The organism is Moraxella ovis (assembly GCF_900453105.1).
Classification (GTDB): domain Bacteria; phylum Pseudomonadota; class Gammaproteobacteria; order Pseudomonadales; family Moraxellaceae; genus Moraxella; species Moraxella ovis.
Genome location: NZ_UGPW01000001.1, coordinates 37,104 through 54,695 on the forward strand (window position 1 = coordinate 37,104; position 17,592 = coordinate 54,695).

16 protein-coding genes and 1 CRISPR repeat array are annotated in these 17,592 nt (G+C 43.6%); of the genes, 12 read left to right on the forward strand and 4 right to left on the reverse strand.

Going from position 1 to position 17,592, the window contains the following annotated elements:
• Window positions 1-9: 9 nt before the first annotated feature.
• Together DYD54_RS00165 and DYD54_RS00170 are read right to left on the reverse strand one after the other, a co-directional pair.
• Window positions 10-981, reverse strand: coding sequence for a DsbC family protein (locus DYD54_RS00165; protein ID WP_063513261.1), 972 nt, complete (start codon window positions 979-981; stop codon window positions 10-12).
• Between the two features lie 34 nt (window positions 982-1,015).
• Window positions 1,016-1,717 (reverse strand): pseudouridine synthase, encoded by a 702-nt coding sequence (locus DYD54_RS00170; protein ID WP_063513262.1) that lies wholly within the window; start codon window positions 1,715-1,717, stop codon window positions 1,016-1,018.
• A 70-nt stretch (window positions 1,718-1,787) separates the two neighbouring features.
• On the opposite strand from DYD54_RS00170, the gene DYD54_RS00175 reads away from it, so the two are divergent.
• The 3 genes from DYD54_RS00175 (at window position 1,788) to DYD54_RS00185 (ending at window position 5,033) form a co-directional block, all read left to right on the forward strand.
• Entirely contained in the window at window positions 1,788-2,378 is a 591-nt protein-coding gene (locus DYD54_RS00175; protein ID WP_063514899.1) for a YigZ family protein, read from the forward strand.
• A gap of 265 nt (window positions 2,379-2,643) precedes the next feature.
• On the forward strand, window positions 2,644-3,084 hold the full coding sequence (locus tag DYD54_RS00180) for a YiiD C-terminal domain-containing protein (protein ID WP_167541373.1): 441 nt from the start codon (window positions 2,644-2,646) through the stop codon (window positions 3,082-3,084).
• A gap of 338 nt (window positions 3,085-3,422) precedes the next feature.
• Window positions 3,423-5,033 (forward strand): peptide ABC transporter substrate-binding protein, encoded by a 1,611-nt coding sequence (locus tag DYD54_RS00185; protein WP_063513263.1) that lies wholly within the window; start codon window positions 3,423-3,425, stop codon window positions 5,031-5,033.
• 299 nt (window positions 5,034-5,332) lie between these two features.
• Here the strand turns inward: DYD54_RS00185 and DYD54_RS00190 are convergent, their stop codons facing one another.
• A complete protein-coding gene (locus DYD54_RS00190; protein WP_063513264.1) occupies window positions 5,333-6,322 on the reverse strand; it encodes an LLM class flavin-dependent oxidoreductase in 990 nt (329 codons plus the stop codon).
• A gap of 127 nt (window positions 6,323-6,449) precedes the next feature.
• Window positions 6,450-6,764, reverse strand: coding sequence for an ArsR/SmtB family transcription factor (locus tag DYD54_RS00195; RefSeq protein WP_063513265.1), 315 nt, complete (start codon window positions 6,762-6,764; stop codon window positions 6,450-6,452).
• A 147-nt stretch (window positions 6,765-6,911) separates the two neighbouring features.
• On the opposite strand from DYD54_RS00195, the gene DYD54_RS00200 reads away from it, so the two are divergent.
• From DYD54_RS00200 to DYD54_RS00235, 9 genes are all read left to right on the forward strand, one after another.
• Window positions 6,912-7,814, forward strand: a complete 903-nt coding sequence (locus DYD54_RS00200) for a pseudouridine synthase (RefSeq protein WP_063513266.1) — start codon at window positions 6,912-6,914, stop codon at window positions 7,812-7,814.
• A 116-nt stretch (window positions 7,815-7,930) separates the two neighbouring features.
• On the forward strand, window positions 7,931-8,431 hold the full coding sequence (gene rraA, locus DYD54_RS00205; RefSeq protein WP_063513267.1) for a ribonuclease E activity regulator RraA: 501 nt from the start codon (window positions 7,931-7,933) through the stop codon (window positions 8,429-8,431).
• Between the two features lie 276 nt (window positions 8,432-8,707).
• On the forward strand, window positions 8,708-9,919 hold the full coding sequence (gene sstT, locus DYD54_RS00210; protein ID WP_063513268.1) for a serine/threonine transporter SstT: 1,212 nt from the start codon (window positions 8,708-8,710) through the stop codon (window positions 9,917-9,919).
• A gap of 334 nt (window positions 9,920-10,253) precedes the next feature.
• Window positions 10,254-11,159: a hypothetical protein gene (locus DYD54_RS11320; protein WP_167541374.1), complete on the forward strand. Its 906-nt coding sequence runs from the start codon at window positions 10,254-10,256 to the stop codon at window positions 11,157-11,159.
• The gene (gene cas12a / locus DYD54_RS00215; protein WP_256594048.1) at window positions 11,069-14,044 is read left to right on the forward strand and encodes a type V CRISPR-associated protein Cas12a/Cpf1; all 2,976 of its coding nucleotides are present in this window, start codon (window positions 11,069-11,071) and stop codon (window positions 14,042-14,044) included. Before DYD54_RS11320 ends, cas12a begins: the two co-directional genes overlap by 91 nt.
• A 46-nt stretch (window positions 14,045-14,090) precedes the next feature.
• Window positions 14,091-14,645 carry a type V CRISPR-associated protein Cas4 gene (gene cas4, locus DYD54_RS00220; protein WP_084260539.1) on the forward strand — a complete coding sequence of 185 codons (555 nt, stop codon included), beginning with the start codon at window positions 14,091-14,093 and terminating at the stop codon, window positions 14,643-14,645.
• A gap of 13 nt (window positions 14,646-14,658) precedes the next feature.
• Entirely contained in the window at window positions 14,659-15,687 is a 1,029-nt protein-coding gene (gene cas1, locus DYD54_RS00225) for a type V CRISPR-associated endonuclease Cas1 (RefSeq protein WP_063513269.1), read from the forward strand.
• Entirely contained in the window at window positions 15,684-15,953 is a 270-nt protein-coding gene (cas2, locus tag DYD54_RS00230; protein WP_063513270.1) for a CRISPR-associated endonuclease Cas2, read from the forward strand. Before cas1 ends, cas2 begins: the two co-directional genes overlap by 4 nt.
• 181 nt (window positions 15,954-16,134) lie before the next feature.
• Window positions 16,135-16,487: direct repeats of the CRISPR family, unit length 36 nt; unit sequence GTCTAACGACCTTTTAAATTTCTACTGTTTGTAGAT.
• Between the two features lie 148 nt (window positions 16,488-16,635).
• A complete protein-coding gene (locus DYD54_RS00235; protein WP_063513271.1) occupies window positions 16,636-17,547 on the forward strand; it encodes a LysR family transcriptional regulator in 912 nt (303 codons plus the stop codon).
• Window positions 17,548-17,592 lie beyond the last annotated feature (45 nt).

Here is a 17,592-nt window from a genome sequence, read left to right on the forward strand (position 1 = left end):
CCATTTTTTCTATTGAATATTTAGAAATTCTAAAAATTCTTCGCCATTAAAATCACCTTGGAACAGCTCGCCTTGATCGTTGAAGATGGCAGGTGTGGCAAATATCGCCAAAGACTGTGCGGCGAGCTGGTTGTGAGTAAGGTTATTCTCGTCGCCTTGGCAGGTTGCTCTGGTGCGGATGCCACGCATGGCTGCAGAGAGTAGAGAGGCGCGTTTGGTGTTGTCGCTTTCGCACCAAATTTGTCGCATCGGTTCTAGTGATTCATCATAGACAGGGTAGCCGATCGCCTTAATGGTGATGCCTTTATTATTGAACTCATTGATTTTACTATGGAAAATCTTGCAATACGGACAGTTGATGTCGGTGGCAATATATACCACGGCGCGCTCGGTGCCTTTGGCGGGGTAGATGGCTAAGGTTTCTTGATCGAGCTGACCTAGGGCATGGCGGTTCTTGGCGTATTCAAAGTCGGTGTCTAGACCTGCAAATAGACCATCTTCGATGACTGAAATCTCCCCATTGATGAAGTAACGTCCATCACTGCTCACCAAAAATGGCGTTCCACTGGCAGAAACGCCCCACAGCAAGCCATCGACATTCGTGTGGTAGAAGGCGGCTTGTTGATCGATGTTTTTTAGAACGGTCATGTTGGCAAGCAGATCAGCCTTATGAGCATTCGTGATGGGTGTGCCGGCTTTGGTCTTTGGGTGGTTGCCTGTGGCTGCTTTTGGGCTTGGATTGGGCTCGATGTTGCCTTGAATGACATAGTTTAGGTCATGCGTGATGAGTAGGGGCTCTTGACCTTGCCCAAGGCTAAGCAGCAACAAGGAGCTGATCGGGCTCGGCTGTATGCTCTCAACAGGAACGCTAAGACCAGCGCCGTTAAGGGTGGTGCGAATCTGCGCTTCGTTAATGTTGGCGTGCGCTGTACCCAAAGATAGAATAACGGCTAGACTTAAAGATTTTAGTAAAGTTTTCATATTTTTGGTTCTTTAAAATTAAATGATAGCAATCTTAAAATTGTTCGATTTCATCAGCTGTTAAGAATCGGCTCTCACCCATATCAAGCCCATCAAGTGTAATGCTACCAATACTGGCTCGGTGGAGCTCTACGACTTTATTGCCAAAATAACCCATCATGCGCTTGACCTGATGGTATTTACCTTCGGTTAGTATCAGCACAGCATGAGTCTCATCGATGAATGATAGCTCAGCAGGGCGCGTCTTTTCAGTATCGCCTTCTAACAATATCCCGTTGGCAACTTGTTTGATTGCGTGGGCTTGTTCGTCTGCGTTCATCGAATTGGCTAGAGTGATCTCGTAGTGCTTGGGTTGATGGCGCTTGGGGCTGGTCACACGATGCAGCCATGCACCATCATCGGACAGCAGCAATGCACCTGTGGTATCTACGTCCAGTCGTCCTGCGATACGAAGGCTACCAATCTCTGGCACAGCGATGAGATCGGTGACGATGGGGTATTCTTTGGCTTTTAGAGTGCATTCAAAGCCATCTGGCTTATATAGTAGGATGTAGCGATTGCCCTCTGCCACGCTTAAAGGCTCTCCCGCCCACAGTACTTCATCATCGGCATGTATGTGTACGCTACCGTCTTTGATGATCTCATCATTGACGGTGATTTCGCCTGCATGCAGGACTTTTTTGGCGTCTTTACGAGACAGTTCGGTGGCTTTGCTTAGGAATTTATCTAATCTCATGTGTTGTCTTCATTTAAAAATCATGGCGTTTAGTGTATCATATTTGGCTTATTATATGAAAAAATTTCACATGAGCTACCATACCCTAGCCGCGCCATGCGCTGCGGTTTATGAAATCAAAAAGAGCGAATTTCTTGCTTTTGCCTATCCGATCAACATCAAAGAAGATGTGATGTTTCACGTGGAACAATTAAAATCACGCTATCCAGACGCGCGCCATCACTGTACGGCCTACATCATTGGCGATCCACATAATACCACGCACGCAGGCTTTGATGATGATGGCGAGCCCAATGGAACCGCAGGCAGAACGATTCTAAATGTCTTACAGCATAAGGGCATTGGCAATGCGTTGGTGGTTGTAGTTCGTTATTTTGGCGGGATTAAGCTTGGGGCAGGTGGTCTGACTCGCGCCTATGCGACGGTCACGCAGATGGTCGTGGATAAGATGGATTTGGTGGAATTTATTCCAAAATCTGTGGTGAAAGTGAGCACGGACTTTGCTAACGAAGCCCAAATACGCTATCTGGTGGGACAGGCGAGCGGTGAGATATTATCGGCAGAATACTCTGATAATGTGACGATATCGGTGCAGCTAGACAGTGAGAAAGTTCAGGCATTCGGCGAGAGTCTAGGCATCTATGGAGAGATGAGCGAATAAACACATACGATAAAGCCCTAACATCAGTTAGGGCTTTATCGTACGGGGGTTTTGCTACTTGCTCTATCCTTAAGTTCTATCCATAATATCAACGTTCATCCATGTTGGCATATCCATTCGCCGTATTCCTTGCTGATGGGTGTATTATGCCAAAACTCGCCTAGTGCGAAAAGATGCTAATGTCGTAAAGTGGTGTAAGCATATGCTTACAACGTTCCCGATGGGTTATGCTACAATATCAACGACTATCAATATAAGACTTATTATGAAGCCATTATCGTATTTTTTAGACCGTATTCCTGCCGCGAGTTCTCTTGATATTCGTGTTCTTGAGCACGATGCATCGTGTGTGCGTCTGCTGCTGCCATATCAAGGCAATACCAACCATCATCAGACAATGTTTGGCGGCAGTTTGTCATTGGCAGCGACTTTGGCAGGTTGGGCGATCACATATGAGAATGTGCAAAAGGTGGATGGCAATATCGTCATCAAAAGCAGCCAAATGCGATATCTGGCGCCCGCACCAAGCGATGTGGAAGTGGTGGCAGAGCTCGATGACATGGATTGCCAAAGTGTCAAAGAGGCCTTCGAGAGATTTGGGCGGGCGCGTGTGAATGTGGTGTGCCGATTGTATTGCGATCAAAAAGATGTCGGACATTTTAGCGGCATATATGTCGCTATCAAGCCAAATGATACACACCAATAACAAATAAAGCCACAGATTACTCTGCGGCTTTATTTATTTTAGCTCCTTTGCTCTATCCTAGTTGCTTGTGTCCATACGTTGCTTAAGATTAAGCAAGTCACAGCGTTCATCCTGCGGGCTATCCATTACCCTATCCTTGCTGCTTGGGTGTATTATGCCAAGTTCTGGCAGGGATGAAAATACGCCAACTTCTCAAATGTGTGTAAGATATTGACTACAAACTTGTATCTATCCCACATCTATATAAAAATATTATTCCAAATAAGAATAAAGAAACCTCTATGTCCGATTCATGACAGTGTTAAAATACCCCAAAGATTAACCAACCCGAGGTTTTTATGAATTTTACCAAGCACAGCACCACCGCATTGGTATTAGGTGTGATGTTAGCACTCACAGGCTGCGGTGATAAATCCGCCACAGACACCGCCACCAAAACAGACAAAACCACGCTCACCATTAACAATGGTGCTGAGATCAGCTCCTTAGATCCGCATAAGACAGGCGGTGTACCGGAGTCGGGTGTGGCGCGTCAGCAGTTCGTAGGGCTCACGACAACCGATGCTGATGGTAAGCTCATCGCAGGCATTGCTGAGAGCTGGGAGACTAGTGATAATATCACGTGGACCTTCAAGCTGCGTGATGCGAAATGGTCAAATGGCGACGCCGTCACCGCCCAAGACTTTGTTTATAGTTTTCAGCGTATGGTGAATCCAGAGACTGCTGCCAACTTCGCCAACTTCGTAGCAGATGCTAAGTTCTTAAATGCTGGCGACATCATCGAGGGTAAGCGTAAGCCTGCAGAGCTGGGTGTCAAAGCACTGGATGACAAGACCTTACAAATCAGGCTGTCTGAGGCGGTGCCATATTTACCGCAGATGCTTGCTTATACCGCAATGCGTCCTGTTCCCCAAAAAGTCGTAGAAGCGCTTGGCGATGCTTGGGCAAAACCTGAGAACATCGTGGTTAACGGTCCGTACATCATCAAAAATTGGCGCGTGGGCGAGAGAATGAATTTCGTTAAAAACCCTCATTATTACGATGCGGATAATGTCGCCATTGAGAATTTGGTGCTGTTACCGATCGACAGCGGCCCTACGGATTATGCGCGTTATCAGGCGGGCGAGATTGATGTGACTTATACCGATGTGCCAAGCGACATTCTGGCATCTGTCAAGGGTGATGACGTGAAGACATCGCCATCGTTCTGTTCGTATTATTATGAGATGAACGTGAATAAGCCGCCATTTAACGATGTTCGTGTTCGTCGTGCCATGACCTTGGCGCTAGACCGCGAGACCATCGCCGAGAAAGTCGCCGCCCGTGGCGAGACGCCTTCTTATCAGATGACCCCAACGGTGGTGTCGAATAACCCAAATTACACCCCAGAGTGGCAAAAACTTGATAAGGAAGCGCGCATCGCAGAAGCCAAGCGTCTGTTAAATGAAGCAGGCTATAATGAGCAAAACCCGCTAAAATTCGACCTGCTGTATAACACCAGTGAGAACCATAAAAAAGTCGCCGTCGCAGCACAGTCTTTATGGCAAGAGGCGTTAGGCTTTGCCAAAATTACCCTTGTCAATCAAGAATGGAAAGCATATCTGGCCAGCCGCCGTAACCACGAACATCAGATGGCGCGTGCGGCATGGTGCGGTGATTATGACGATCCCGCAGCGTTCTTAAACGTCATGCGTACAGAGGGTTCGGGTAACTATGGCGATTATTCTAGCCAAGAATATGACAACCTATTAAAGACGTCTTTGAGCAAGTCAGACGATGCTGAGCGTGCCAAGGTATACCATCAGCTAGAGGCGATCTTGGACAAAGATGTACCGAACATTTGGGTGTATTATCAAGTGAATGCTCGCGTGGTTAAGCCTTACGTGGCAGGCTATTCGACTAACGACGCCTTGGGCAATTGGCAAGCCAAATATTGGTCGATTAAATAATCGAAAGATTCATAAAAAAGACTTGGTGTGCGCCAAGTCTTTTTTACCCGTCAGAGTAGAACTATTGACCTCAATATAAAAAGACCGCAATTAATGCGGTCTTTTTAGGTGGGAGGATTGTTACTACTTAACTACTTGTTGCGTCATCCTTAACTTCTATCCATAAACCACAGCATTCATCCATGCTAGCGCATCCATTTGCCGTTTTCCTTGCTGCTTGAGTGTATTATGCCAAGTTCTAGCAGGGATGAAAATACGCCAACTTCTTAAAATACTGTAAGTTTTAGCTTACATGCTATCTATAGCGAACGTACAACGTCAGCGAACAGCTCGTAGGAGTATTTTTGTTTGGCTTTGTCATGAATGTAGCTGACTGCCATTAGCTCATCTGCTCGAATGCGTGATTGTAGCTCTTCGATTTGTTCTTTGGCAGTGGCAGGCGAGCCAATGATGCTGCACGCCATCATGCTTTTTGCCATGTTTAGAATGTGAGGCGGCACATGACTTTGGATGTCTGCAACAGGTGGCTTCATGCCGGAGCGATCGCCCGTTACTACATTCAAGAAGAACTGAAGACTTGTCGTGGAGAGCAGTTCGGCTTCATCATCACTGTCTGCGATGATGGCGTTGATGCCTGCGATGACCTGCGGGGCGTCGAGCACGGCAGATGGCTTAAAGTAGTTGCGATAAATGTCCACCGCCTGAGTCAAGAATCTCGGTGCAAAGTGAGAGGCGAATGCATAAGGCAAGCCCAATTCCGCCGCCAAATAGGCGCTCTCGGTGCTTGAGCCTAGGATATAAAGCGGTACATGAAGCCCCTTGGCAGGGTAGGCGCGAACCTTTTTGCCCTGATCATCATCGCCAAAATAAAACTGAAGCTCTTTAATGTCGCTAGGAAAGCTCATCGCGAAGTCATCTTGATGGCGACGAATCGCTCGCGCTGTCTGCGGGTCTGTACCTGGTGCACGACCAAGCCCTAGATCGATACGGTTCGGGTATAGGCTTGCCAGCGTGCCGTATTGCTCTGCGACGATGAATGGCGAATGGTTGGGTAGCATGACGCCGCCCGAGCCAACTCGGATCGTGTTTGTTTTATCAAGCACGCGCTGAATCAGCAGGCTGGTCGCTGAGCTTGCCAGATAGGGCATGTTGTGATGTTCGGCGATCCAGTAGCGTGAATAGCCCAGCTTCTCGGCGCGCTGCGCCAGATCAACCAAGTCGTCCACGGCGTCGGTAAAGGTCTCACCATCGCGAAATGGCGCTAGGTTTAGGATGGATACGTCAGTCATAATGGTTTTCTTCTTTGTAAAATTTATAAATATCTATCAATATAGATATATCAATATAGATATGAGTGATAAAGGTTTTTTCAAGGAAATATAAGCTTTGGGTAAATTTGGCTTGGCGATACTTTTGTTAATTTAGCTCATGTGTGATTTGGTGGATAAAATCACGCACGCCTTGAGCGCGATATCGATAGTAGGTCCATTTGCCTAGTCGTTTGCTCTCTATCAGCCCCGCGTTCTGTAGACTGGCCAAATAGCTTGAGATGACCGACTGAGCCAGTCCTGACTTATCAGCGATCACGCCCACACAGATGCCGCCATCAAAACCTGTCTCAGCGCAGCGCAGTGCATCAGTACCGAAATGGGTCGCAGGGTCTTTTAACCATAATAGAATCTGGTAACGGCTGTCGTTGCCAAGCACCTTAAAAATCTCAGTTGATTTCATATATAAAATAACCAAATCTAAACTTACATATCATTATATCTGTAATTTTAGATATGTCAAGTTATTAGCATTAGATAAGTTCGAGACTAAGCAGACAATCATGCTACAATGCACATCCATCCTTAGCCATGACAATTAAACCCAGCCATGTCAGATTTTGTTCCGCCGATGATTGCTGGCGTATCACCAAGCACGATTTATCTTGAGAAATTAGTCAGTCCGCCTGTCGATTTATTTACTTTCTTATGCCAAAAATTCCCCCATGTGGGCATTCCGGAATGGCGCAGACGCTTTGATGATGGGTTGGTATTTTGGGAGGATGGCGAGACTACCACCATAGATGCGCCTTATGTACATGGGCGTTCGGTGTATTATTATCGATTTTTGGAGGATGAGGTTGTTGTGCCTTTTGCTCATGAGGTGCTTTATGAGAACGACAGATTCATGGTGGTGGACAAGCCGCATTTTTTGGCGGTAACGCCAGGCGGTGAGTACGTTCGTCAGACGCTACTCACTCGGCTAAAGCAGCAGACCAATAATCCTGACCTCTCGCCCGTTCATCGGCTGGATCGTGAGACGGCAGGGTTGATTCTGATCAGTAAAGATGTAAAGACTCGCGGCATCTATCAGTCGCTGTTCTCAGATAATGCCATTCATAAAATTTATCACGCCATCGCACCCTGCAATGCCGATATGGCATTTCCGATGGATGTTCACTTACATCTAACGCGCGGCGAGCCATTTTATACGATGCGTGTCGATGTCAATACGCCGCCGAACTCGCACACACTCATTCATCAGCTGGAGACCCAAGGCGACTGGGCAAAGTATGAGCTGCATCCCACGACAGGCAAGCTGCATCAGCTACGAGTACATCTAAACCATCTGGGCATGCCCATCAAGAACGACCCTTATTATCCGCAGGTTAAGCACAAAGCGCGTGGCGAGTTCGATGCACCGCTACAGCTGCTCGCCAAATCGCTGTCATTCATCGATCCTGTCACGGGCGAGCAGATTGATTTTCATTCAAGGCGAAAGCTTGATTTTTGATGGCGTGCGCCAGCTTTCGCGAATTGACAAATCAGGGCGAGAATGCTATTTTTTGATGAGATTATATCCGTTAAAGCCGATTGTTAGGCTTATCATCATTGAACAAGGAGTAAAAAATGAGCGAATTTGTAACCTGTGACCTGTTGGATGACAACGCGGATAAAGACATTCAGGTGGTCAGCCCAAGCATGGATGGGAAGTTTTTCCGTAGTTTTGGCGGCAAAAAAGCATTCGGCGGGCAGGCAGTTACGGTCAAGTGCTTCGAGGATAATTCACGTGTCAAAGAGCTACTTGCGACCGATGGTGCTGGCAAGGTGCTCGTCGTAGATGGCGGTGCCTCGATGCGCTGTGCACTGCTTGGTGACATGATCGCTGAGAGCGCGGTCAAATATGGTTGGGCAGGCGTGATCGTCTATGGCTGTGTGCGTGATGTCGATGCGTTGACCGAGCTGGATTTGGGTGTGCATGCGCTGGGCTGCATTCCCCAAAAATCCACCCGCAAAGGCATCGGTGAGACAGGCGTGACGCTAAATTTTGGCGGGGTTAGCATCAAAGATGGCGCATACGTCTATGCTGATAATAATGGCATCTTGGTATCAGATGCTGCTTTGATCTGAATGCAGCTGCTATATAAAAGCGTCCTTGGCGGGCGTTTTTTTGTGCTGATATGACTGTTGGTTTGGCTTAGGGCAGCTATTTTATATGAATTGAATGCGAGAAATAGACTATAATTAATGCAGCTTTTATGGTCTTAAAACTTACTCAGATGTAACGACTTTGTTGCTAATATTGCAAAAATGCTAGATTTATGGGCGATAAAAGTGGTATAGTAGAACGATTTTTAATTAAATTTTAAGCATTATCAATCATTATTTAACAATTTAGGAGTCTGTATGCGCTCGTTGGTGAATGCATATCTTAAAGCCGGATTGGTGCCGATGATCATCGCGGCGTTGATTTTAGGTGCGATTGTGGGCGCGCTGTTGCCGTCTGTGGGTATTTCTGTTGGTATTTTGGGCGCGATTTTTGTGGGCGCGCTAAAAGCAGTTGCCCCGATTTTGGTGTTTGTGCTGGTGATTGCGGCGGTGACGTCTTATCGTGGCGGTGGCGATCTTCGCATCAAGCCAGTTTTTATTCTGTATCTATTTGGCACCTTTACCGCGGCATTGACGGCTGTGGTGGCGAGCTTTACTTTCCCAACGGAGCTTGTGCTGGTGGCAGCAGAGAACATCGAACAGACACCGCCACAGGACCTAAAAGAAGTGTTGACCACGCTGCTCATGAATCTGGTGGCGAACCCTGTTAAGTCATTGGCAGAAGCCAATTACATGGGCATCTTGACGTGGGCGGTGCTAATTGGTCTGGCGCTTCGCCATGTGAGTGAGACCACACGCCAAGTCGCAACAGACCTAAGTGCTGCCATCACCAACGTGGTGAAGTGGGTGATTGCCTTTGCACCGATTGGTATCTTTGGTCTGGTGGCGGCGACCGTCGCTGAGACTGGCCTGGATGCATTGCTGGGCTACGGTCATCTACTAATGGTGTTGGTGGGCTGTATGCTGTTCATCGCGCTCGTGGTGAACCCTATTATCGTGCTTGCAGTTACTCGTAAAAACCCATACCCACTGGTATTGGCCTGTCTGCGTGAGTCGGGCGTGACGGCGTTCTTTACGCGTTCATCAGCAGCGAACATTCCTGTAAACATGAACCTTGCGCGTAAGCTGGGTCTGAATGAAGAGACTTATTCGGTGACCATTCCGCTGGGCGCGATGATTAACATGGCGGGTGCGGCGATCACCATTAACGTGTTGACCCTAGCAGCGGCGCATACGTTGGGTCTGGATGTATCGTTCGGTTCGGCGTTATTGCTTGCCATCATTGGTAGCTTGGCAGCGTGTGGTGCATCAGGCGTGGCAGGTGGTTCATTGCTACTGATCCCGATGGCGTGTAGCTTGTTCAGCATTCCTAATGACATCGCCATGCAGGTGGTGGCGATCGGCTTCATCATCGGTGTCGTACAAGACTCGGCGGAGACCGCGTTAAACTCATCAACTGACGTGCTATTTACCGCAGCAGTCGATCCAAAATACGCCTACAAGGGCTAATCTAAAAACCCTCAAAAACCGATTTCTTAGGAAGTCGGTTTTTTATTGGCTGACGGTATTTGGTTGAATAATAAATACTTTGAAGTTCGATGTTATCTATTTGGTAGCTTCAATCAAATCATTGATATTTCATGATTTTTGCATATTCTCAATCTACAAACAGTAGAAATTAGTGGTGTCGTTAGACGGTTAAAATTATAACACAACATGTCATAAAATGATATGTTTATTCTAATGCATATTCTCATAAAAAATTATTGACGAGACAAATCGCCTTTCATAAGATACAACTGTACCAAAACAGTACTTAGCCACCACCAAACGGAGATTTTTTATGTTATTTCAAGACTTTACTCATCTATACCCCTTATCAAAAACCGTGCGCTTTGAATTAAAGCCCATTGGCAAGACATTAGAGCATATCCATGCCAAAAACTTTTTGAACCAAGATGAGACCATGGCGGACATGTACCAAAAGGTGAAGGCGATACTGGACGATTATCATCGTGATTTTATCGCTGATATGATGGGCGAAGTTAAGCTAACTAAGCTGGTAGAATTTTATGATGTGTATTTAAAATTTAGAAAAAATCCCAAAGACGATGGATTGCAAAAACAGCTAAAGGACTTGCAAGCAGTTTTAAGAAAAGAGATCGTGAAGCCCATCGGTAATGGCGGAAAATACAAGGCGGATTATGACCGCTTGTTTGGGGCAAAGCTCTTTAAGGACGGCAAAGAGCTTGGTGATTTGGCGAAATTTGTCATCGCCCAAGAGGGCGAGTCATCGCCAAAGCTTGCTCACCTTGCCCATTTTGAGAAGTTTAGCACTTACTTTACTGGTTTTCATGACAACCGCAAAAACATGTACAGCGATGAGGATAAACACACCGCCATTGCCTATCGTCTGATTCATGAAAACTTACCACGCTTTATTGATAACCTACAAATACTGGCAACCATCAAACAAAAGCACTCGGCGTTGTATGACCAGATTATAAATGAGCTGACTGCGAGTGGCTTGGATGTGTCGCTGGCAAGTCATCTGGACGGCTATCACAATCTTTTAACCCAAGAGGGTATCACGGCTTATAATACAAGACCCTGCTTGGCGGTATCAGTGGCAAGGCAGGTTCTCGCAAGATACAAGGTATCAATGAGCTTATCAATAGTCATCACAACCAACATTGCCACAAATCCGAACGTATCGCCAAATTACGCCCCCTACACAAACAAATCCTAAGCGACGGCATGGGTGTGTCATTTTTGCCAAGCAAATTTGCCGATGATAGCGAGATGTGCCAAGCGGTCAATGAATTTTACCGCCATTATGCTGATGTTTTTGCCAAGGTGCAAAGCTTGTTTGATGGGTTTGATGACCATCAAAAGGACGGCATTTATGTTGAGCATAAAAATTTAAATGAACTATCCAAGCAGGCATTTGGTGATTTTGCCTTGTTGGGTCGGGTGCTGGACGGCTATTATGTGGATGTGGTGAATCCAGAGTTTAACGATAAATTTGCCAAAGCCAAAACCGACAATACCAAAGCAAAACTGACAAAAGAAAAAGACAAATTCATCAAAGGCGTGCATTCCTTGGCAAGCCTTGAGCAGGCGATAGAGCATTATACTGCTAGGCATGATGATGAGTCTGTGCAGGCGGGCAAACTTGGACAGTATTTCAAACACGGTCTGGCAGGCGTGGATAATCCAATCCAAAAAATACACAACAACCACAGCACCATTAAGGGTTTTTTGGAGCGTGAACGTCCAGCAGGCGAGCGAGCATTGCCCAAAATTAAGTCAGACAAAAGCCCTGAAATCAGGCAACTAAAAGAGCTGCTAGACAACGCTCTAAACGTGGTGCATTTTACCAAGTTATTAACGACCAAAACCACGCTAGACAACCAAGACGGCAATTTTTATGGTGAGTTTGGGGTGTTGTATGATGAGCTTGCCAAGACTCCCACGCTTTATAACAAAGTGCGTGATTATCTGTCGCAAAAGCCATTTAGCACCGAAAAATACAAATTAAACTTTGGCAATCCGACATTATTAAATGGGTGGGATTTGAATAAAGAAAAAGATAATTTTGGGGTTATCTTACAAAAAGACGGCTGTTATTATTTGGCGTTATTAGATAAAGCTCATAAAAAAGTATTTGATAATGCTCCAAATACAGGCAAAAATGTTTATCAAAAAATGATTTATAAATTATTGCCCGGACCTAATAAAATGCTACCCAAAGTATTTTTTGCCAAGAGTAATTTGGATTATTATAACCCTTCTGCTGAACTACTGGATAAATATGCACAAGGCACGCACAAAAAAGGCGATAATTTTAATCTAAAAGACTGCCATGCGTTGATTGATTTTTTTAAGGCGGGTATTAATAAACATCCAGAATGGCAACATTTTGGTTTTAAATTTTCGCCAACCAGTAGCTATCAGGATTTAAGTGATTTTTATAGAGAAGTCGAACCACAAGGTTATCAAGTAAAATTTGTGGATATCAACGCCGATTATATTGACGAGTTGGTTGAACAAGGTCAGTTGTATTTATTCCAGATTTATAATAAAGATTTCTCGCCCAAGGCTCACGGTAAGCCCAATTTGCATACTTTGTATTTTAAGGCGTTGTTTAGCGAAGATAATCTTGCCAATCCAATTTATAAATTAAATGGCGAGGCACAGATATTTTATCGTAAGGCGTCTTTGGATATGAATGAAACCACCATTCATTGTGCAGGTGAGGTATTAGAAAATAAAAATCCTGATAATCCCAAAAAGCGTCAATTTGTCTATGACATCATCAAAGATAAACGCTATACCCAAGATAAGTTTATGCTACATGTGCCTATTACCATGAATTTTGGTGTACAGGGCATGACGATTAAAGAATTTAATAAAAAAGTTAATCAAAGCATACAGCAATATGATGAGGTGAATGTCATAGGCATAGACCGTGGCGAGCGACATTTACTATATCTGACAGTGATTAATAGCAAAGGCGAAATCTTAGAACAGCGTAGTCTCAATGACATCACTACCGCATCGGTAAATGGCACACAAATGACCACGCCTTATCATAAGATACTGGACAAGAGAGAAATAGAACGCCTAAATGCTCGTGTCGGTTGGGGTGAGATTGAGACCATAAAAGAGCTAAAATCGGGCTATCTAAGCCATGTGGTACATCAAATCAGCCAGCTTATGCTTAAATATAATGCCATTGTGGTGTTAGAGGATTTAAATTTTGGGTTTAAGCGTGGTCGCTTTAAGGTGGAAAAACAAATTTACCAAAACTTTGAAAATGCTCTAATCAAAAAGCTAAACCATTTGGTATTAAAAGATAAGGCAGATGATGAGATTGGTTCATATAAAAATGCCCTGCAATTGACCAATAATTTTACTGATCTAAAAAGCATTGGCAAACAAACAGGCTTTTTATTCTATGTGCCTGCATGGAATACCAGTAAAATAGACCCTGAAACGGGCTTTGTGGATTTGTTAAAACCACGTTATGAAAATATCGCTCAGTCGCAAGCGTTTTTTGGTAAATTTGATAAGATTTGTTATAACGCAGATAGGGGTTATTTTGAATTTCATATTGATTATGCCAAATTTACTGACAAAGCCAAAAACTCTCGCCAAATATGGAAGATTTGCTCGCATGGCGATAAACGCTATGTGTATGACAAAACCGCCAATCAAAATAAAGGGGCGACCATTGGTGTTAATGTCAATGATGAATTAAAATCGCTATTTACTCGCTATCACATCAATGACAAACAGCCAAATCTGGTTATGGATATTTGCCAAAATAACGATAAAGAATTTCATAAATTGCTGATGTATCTATTAAAGACATTGCTTGCATTACGATATAGTAACGCCAGTAGCGATGAAGATTTTATTCTATCGCCTGTGGCAAATGATGAGGGTGTGTTTTTTAATTCGGCATTGGCGGATGATACACAGCCACAAAATGCGGATGCCAATGGGGCATATCATATCGCATTAAAGGGTTTGTGGGTGCTAGAACAAATCAAAAACAGTGATGATTTGAATAAAGTCAAACTTGCCATTGACAATCAAACATGGTTAAACTTCGCTCAAAACCGCTAATTGCCAAAAGCTCAGTTTCGGCTGGGCTTTTTATTTGGGAGATAGTATGGAATATCATACGTTAAATATCAGTCAATTAAATGATTTTATTTTTTGTCCCTATTCTATTTATCTACATAACGTCTATCAGGCATTGGATGATGATACATATCATGATACGCCACAAGTCAAAGGCAAAATCGCTCATGAGGGCGTGGATAATGGCACATACAGCACCAAAAAGACCGTTATCACTGCCATGGCGGTGCATTCGGATAAATATGGCTTGACAGGTAAAATTGACCAATATTTTGCCGATAGCAAAAAACTCATCGAACGCAAACGCACGATTAAAACGATTTATGACGGTTATAAATTGCAGCTTTATGCCCAGTATTTTTGTTTGGTAGAAATGGGGTTTGAAGTGGATTATTTGGGTTTTTATTCGATGACGGATAATAAAAGCCACGCTTTGGCGTTGCCTGATGATGAGATTATTGATTGGTTTGAAAATCATTTGTATAAAATACGTCATTATAATCCCATGACTGATGATATTTACATTAATACCAATAAATGCACTCATTGTATTTATCAGCCTTTGTGTGATAAGACGGACTAAATAAGGACAATCTATGCTTAGCATTTCGGACATCAAAGAAAAACAGATGATATTATTAAATAACTTAGAGGGCGGCTATCATCTTTGTATCTCGCAAGGCAATATCATCATCAAAAACAAGGACAGCGATGAGACATTAACCAAAATCACCCGCCATAAAGCCATGGCTCTGATGATTATTGGGTATTGTACGCTGACCAATGTGTTGATTGAATTTTGTCAAAAATATGGCATTGCCTTGATTTTGTTAAATTCAAGATTAAGACCGATTTTATTTGTCAGCTCTTTTGGTGAGGCAAATTATCTATTAAGACAAAAGCAATATGCCATTGGAGATAATCAAGCCTTAAATTTTGCCAAACATTTCATAGAACAAAAAGCCAATAATTCTATCACTTTATTAAAAGGCATTCGTAAAAAAGACGATGAATTACGCCAAATGATAGAGACATTGGCTGATTATCAAAGGCGGATTGATCAAACCAAACGTTTGGATGAATTAATGGGTATAGAGGGTAATATTGCCAAAAGTTATTTTAAATATCATTTTGGGCAATTAAAACATACCTCTTGGCAAGGCAGAAAACCACGCCTAAAAATAGACCCTGTTAATGTTGTTCTGGATATGGGCTATACGCTATTATTTAATTATATAGAGATAAATTTGAGATTATTTGGTTTTGATGTTTACAAAGGCATGCTTCATCAGCTTTGGTATAAAAGAAAATCTCTGGTATGTGATTTGGTTGAACCATTTCGCTGTATCGTGGATAAGCAGGTATTAACATCATTTAATCTTGGGCAATTTAAAACAGAGCATTTTAATCAAATAAAAATGCAATACCAACTAAAAACTGAACATCAAAGAATTTATAACGCCATTTTAATGCAGGCAATCATCACCCATAAAGTGCCAATATTTTTTTATATCAGGGATTTTTATCGTGCCTATATGAAATATGCTGATAAAGATATGGCGTTTGACGAATTGGTTTTGATGTTGCCAAGTTTTGACATGCAAGCAAATGGAGGAGATATATGATAATCGTCAGTTATGATATCAGTGATAATAAGGTGCGTGGACGATTTGCCAAATTTTTAATGCAATATGGCGATAGATTGCAATATTCGGTGTATGAAATCCAAAACAGCGAACGCATTTTAAATATCATCATCGAAAAAATAAAAGCAGAATTTGAGCCTTTATTTACAGGGGCGGACAGTGTCATTATTTTTCGATTTACAGAACGTGAAGTATTAAGGTTTGGCCATGCCAAACATCGCAATGAGGATTTGTTGATTTTATAAAAAGCCTTGGAAAAAATGATGAGGTTTGTTATAGTAAGAGAGCTAAAGCACGCTCAAATATTTACTTTGCAAACCTCAGTCTTAATGCGTGATTTATCATGTTTTGTCGGTAAAAATGATTATTTTTTGTGCAAAAAACTTGCTAATCTCTCAAAAAATCATTAAAAATACCCCAAAACGGGTCTAACGACCTTTTAAATTTCTACTGTTTGTAGATAGGTGTGCAAATTCTCACATCAAATTGTCTAACGACCTTTTAAATTTCTACTGTTTGTAGATAATTTTAAGTTCTTGGCTTTTATTCTGGAGTCTAACGACCTTTTAAATTTCTACTGTTTGTAGATCTTGTGGACCTTGTGCGAAGCGTAGGGCGTCTAACGACCTTTTAAATTTCTACTGTTTGTAGATGTGTTATACGCTCTGTGACTCTCTGGTAGTCTAACGACCTTTTAAATTTCTACTGTTTGTAGATCGCCGCCTCGCATGCTACTCTATGCTGTCTAACGACCTTTTAAATTTCTACTGTTCTTTTAAGGCATGAGAATTTAAATGGCTGCGAAGATCAAAAGGCATTATTTCATTAAAATCCCAAAATCACAGATTTATTTTTCTAGAACACTTGTATCTTACGAATTATGATTTATAATATTAATTTATACATATATTACTAGGATTTATAATCGTGAGTACTACGCTGCGCCAGTTGCGCGCTTTTGTGTTGGTAGCTGAGCAGAACAGCTTCACTAAGGCTGCTGAGACATTATGCCTGACGCAATCCGCCTTAAGCGGTCTGATCAAGGAGCTTGAGCAGAATTTAGACGTTAAGCTGTTCGATCGCACCACACGAAAATTGCACCTATCCGATGCGGGCATGCGCTTATTGCCGCAGGCGCGCCGTGTGCTCAATGAGATGTCCGTGCTTAATGAAAAGGTCTCCAACCTAAAGTCCTTGCACCAAGGACACATTCGTCTGGCGGTCTCACAGCAGCTATCCGCATCGACGATGCCTAAGTTCATCGCTAAGTTCTGTGAACTGCATCCGCACATTCAGGTCACGCTAACTGACTGCTCTGTGGATGATGTGGTGGAGCACATTGAGAATCTCGAGGCGGATCTGGGTGTGGCGCCTGAGCGTGTGCATTCTAATGACCTAAAGACCGATACACTATTTCGTTCACCGTTTTATCTAGTACTACCTAGCACGCACCCCTTCGCCAAAAAAGACGTGGTGCGCTGGGCGGATCTATTGAATGAACGCCTGATTACCCTGAACGGACCTTTTATTAAGTCTTTGCAAAATGAGCTGCCTGCGAACATCTCGAACCGTATCTTCCACCCTGATTTTGAGATTAATTTCTTATCGACCGCGCTTGGCATGGTGCGCATGGGTCTGGGCGTGACGGTGTGTCTGCTGTATGCGGCAGAATGGGTAGAGCAGAACGGCTTGGTCATGCGCCCGATCGCAGAGCCTGTGGTGGAGCGTAATTTTTTACTTTACACCCACAAGAATCGTTCGCTGTCGCCTGCTGCGGTGGCATTTAAAGAATTTTTGATTGAGAATGCGCACGAATTTTTGGTGAGCAACCCAAAATAGATCGCATTTGACATATTTATCTGCACAAGGTGCGGATTTTCGGCT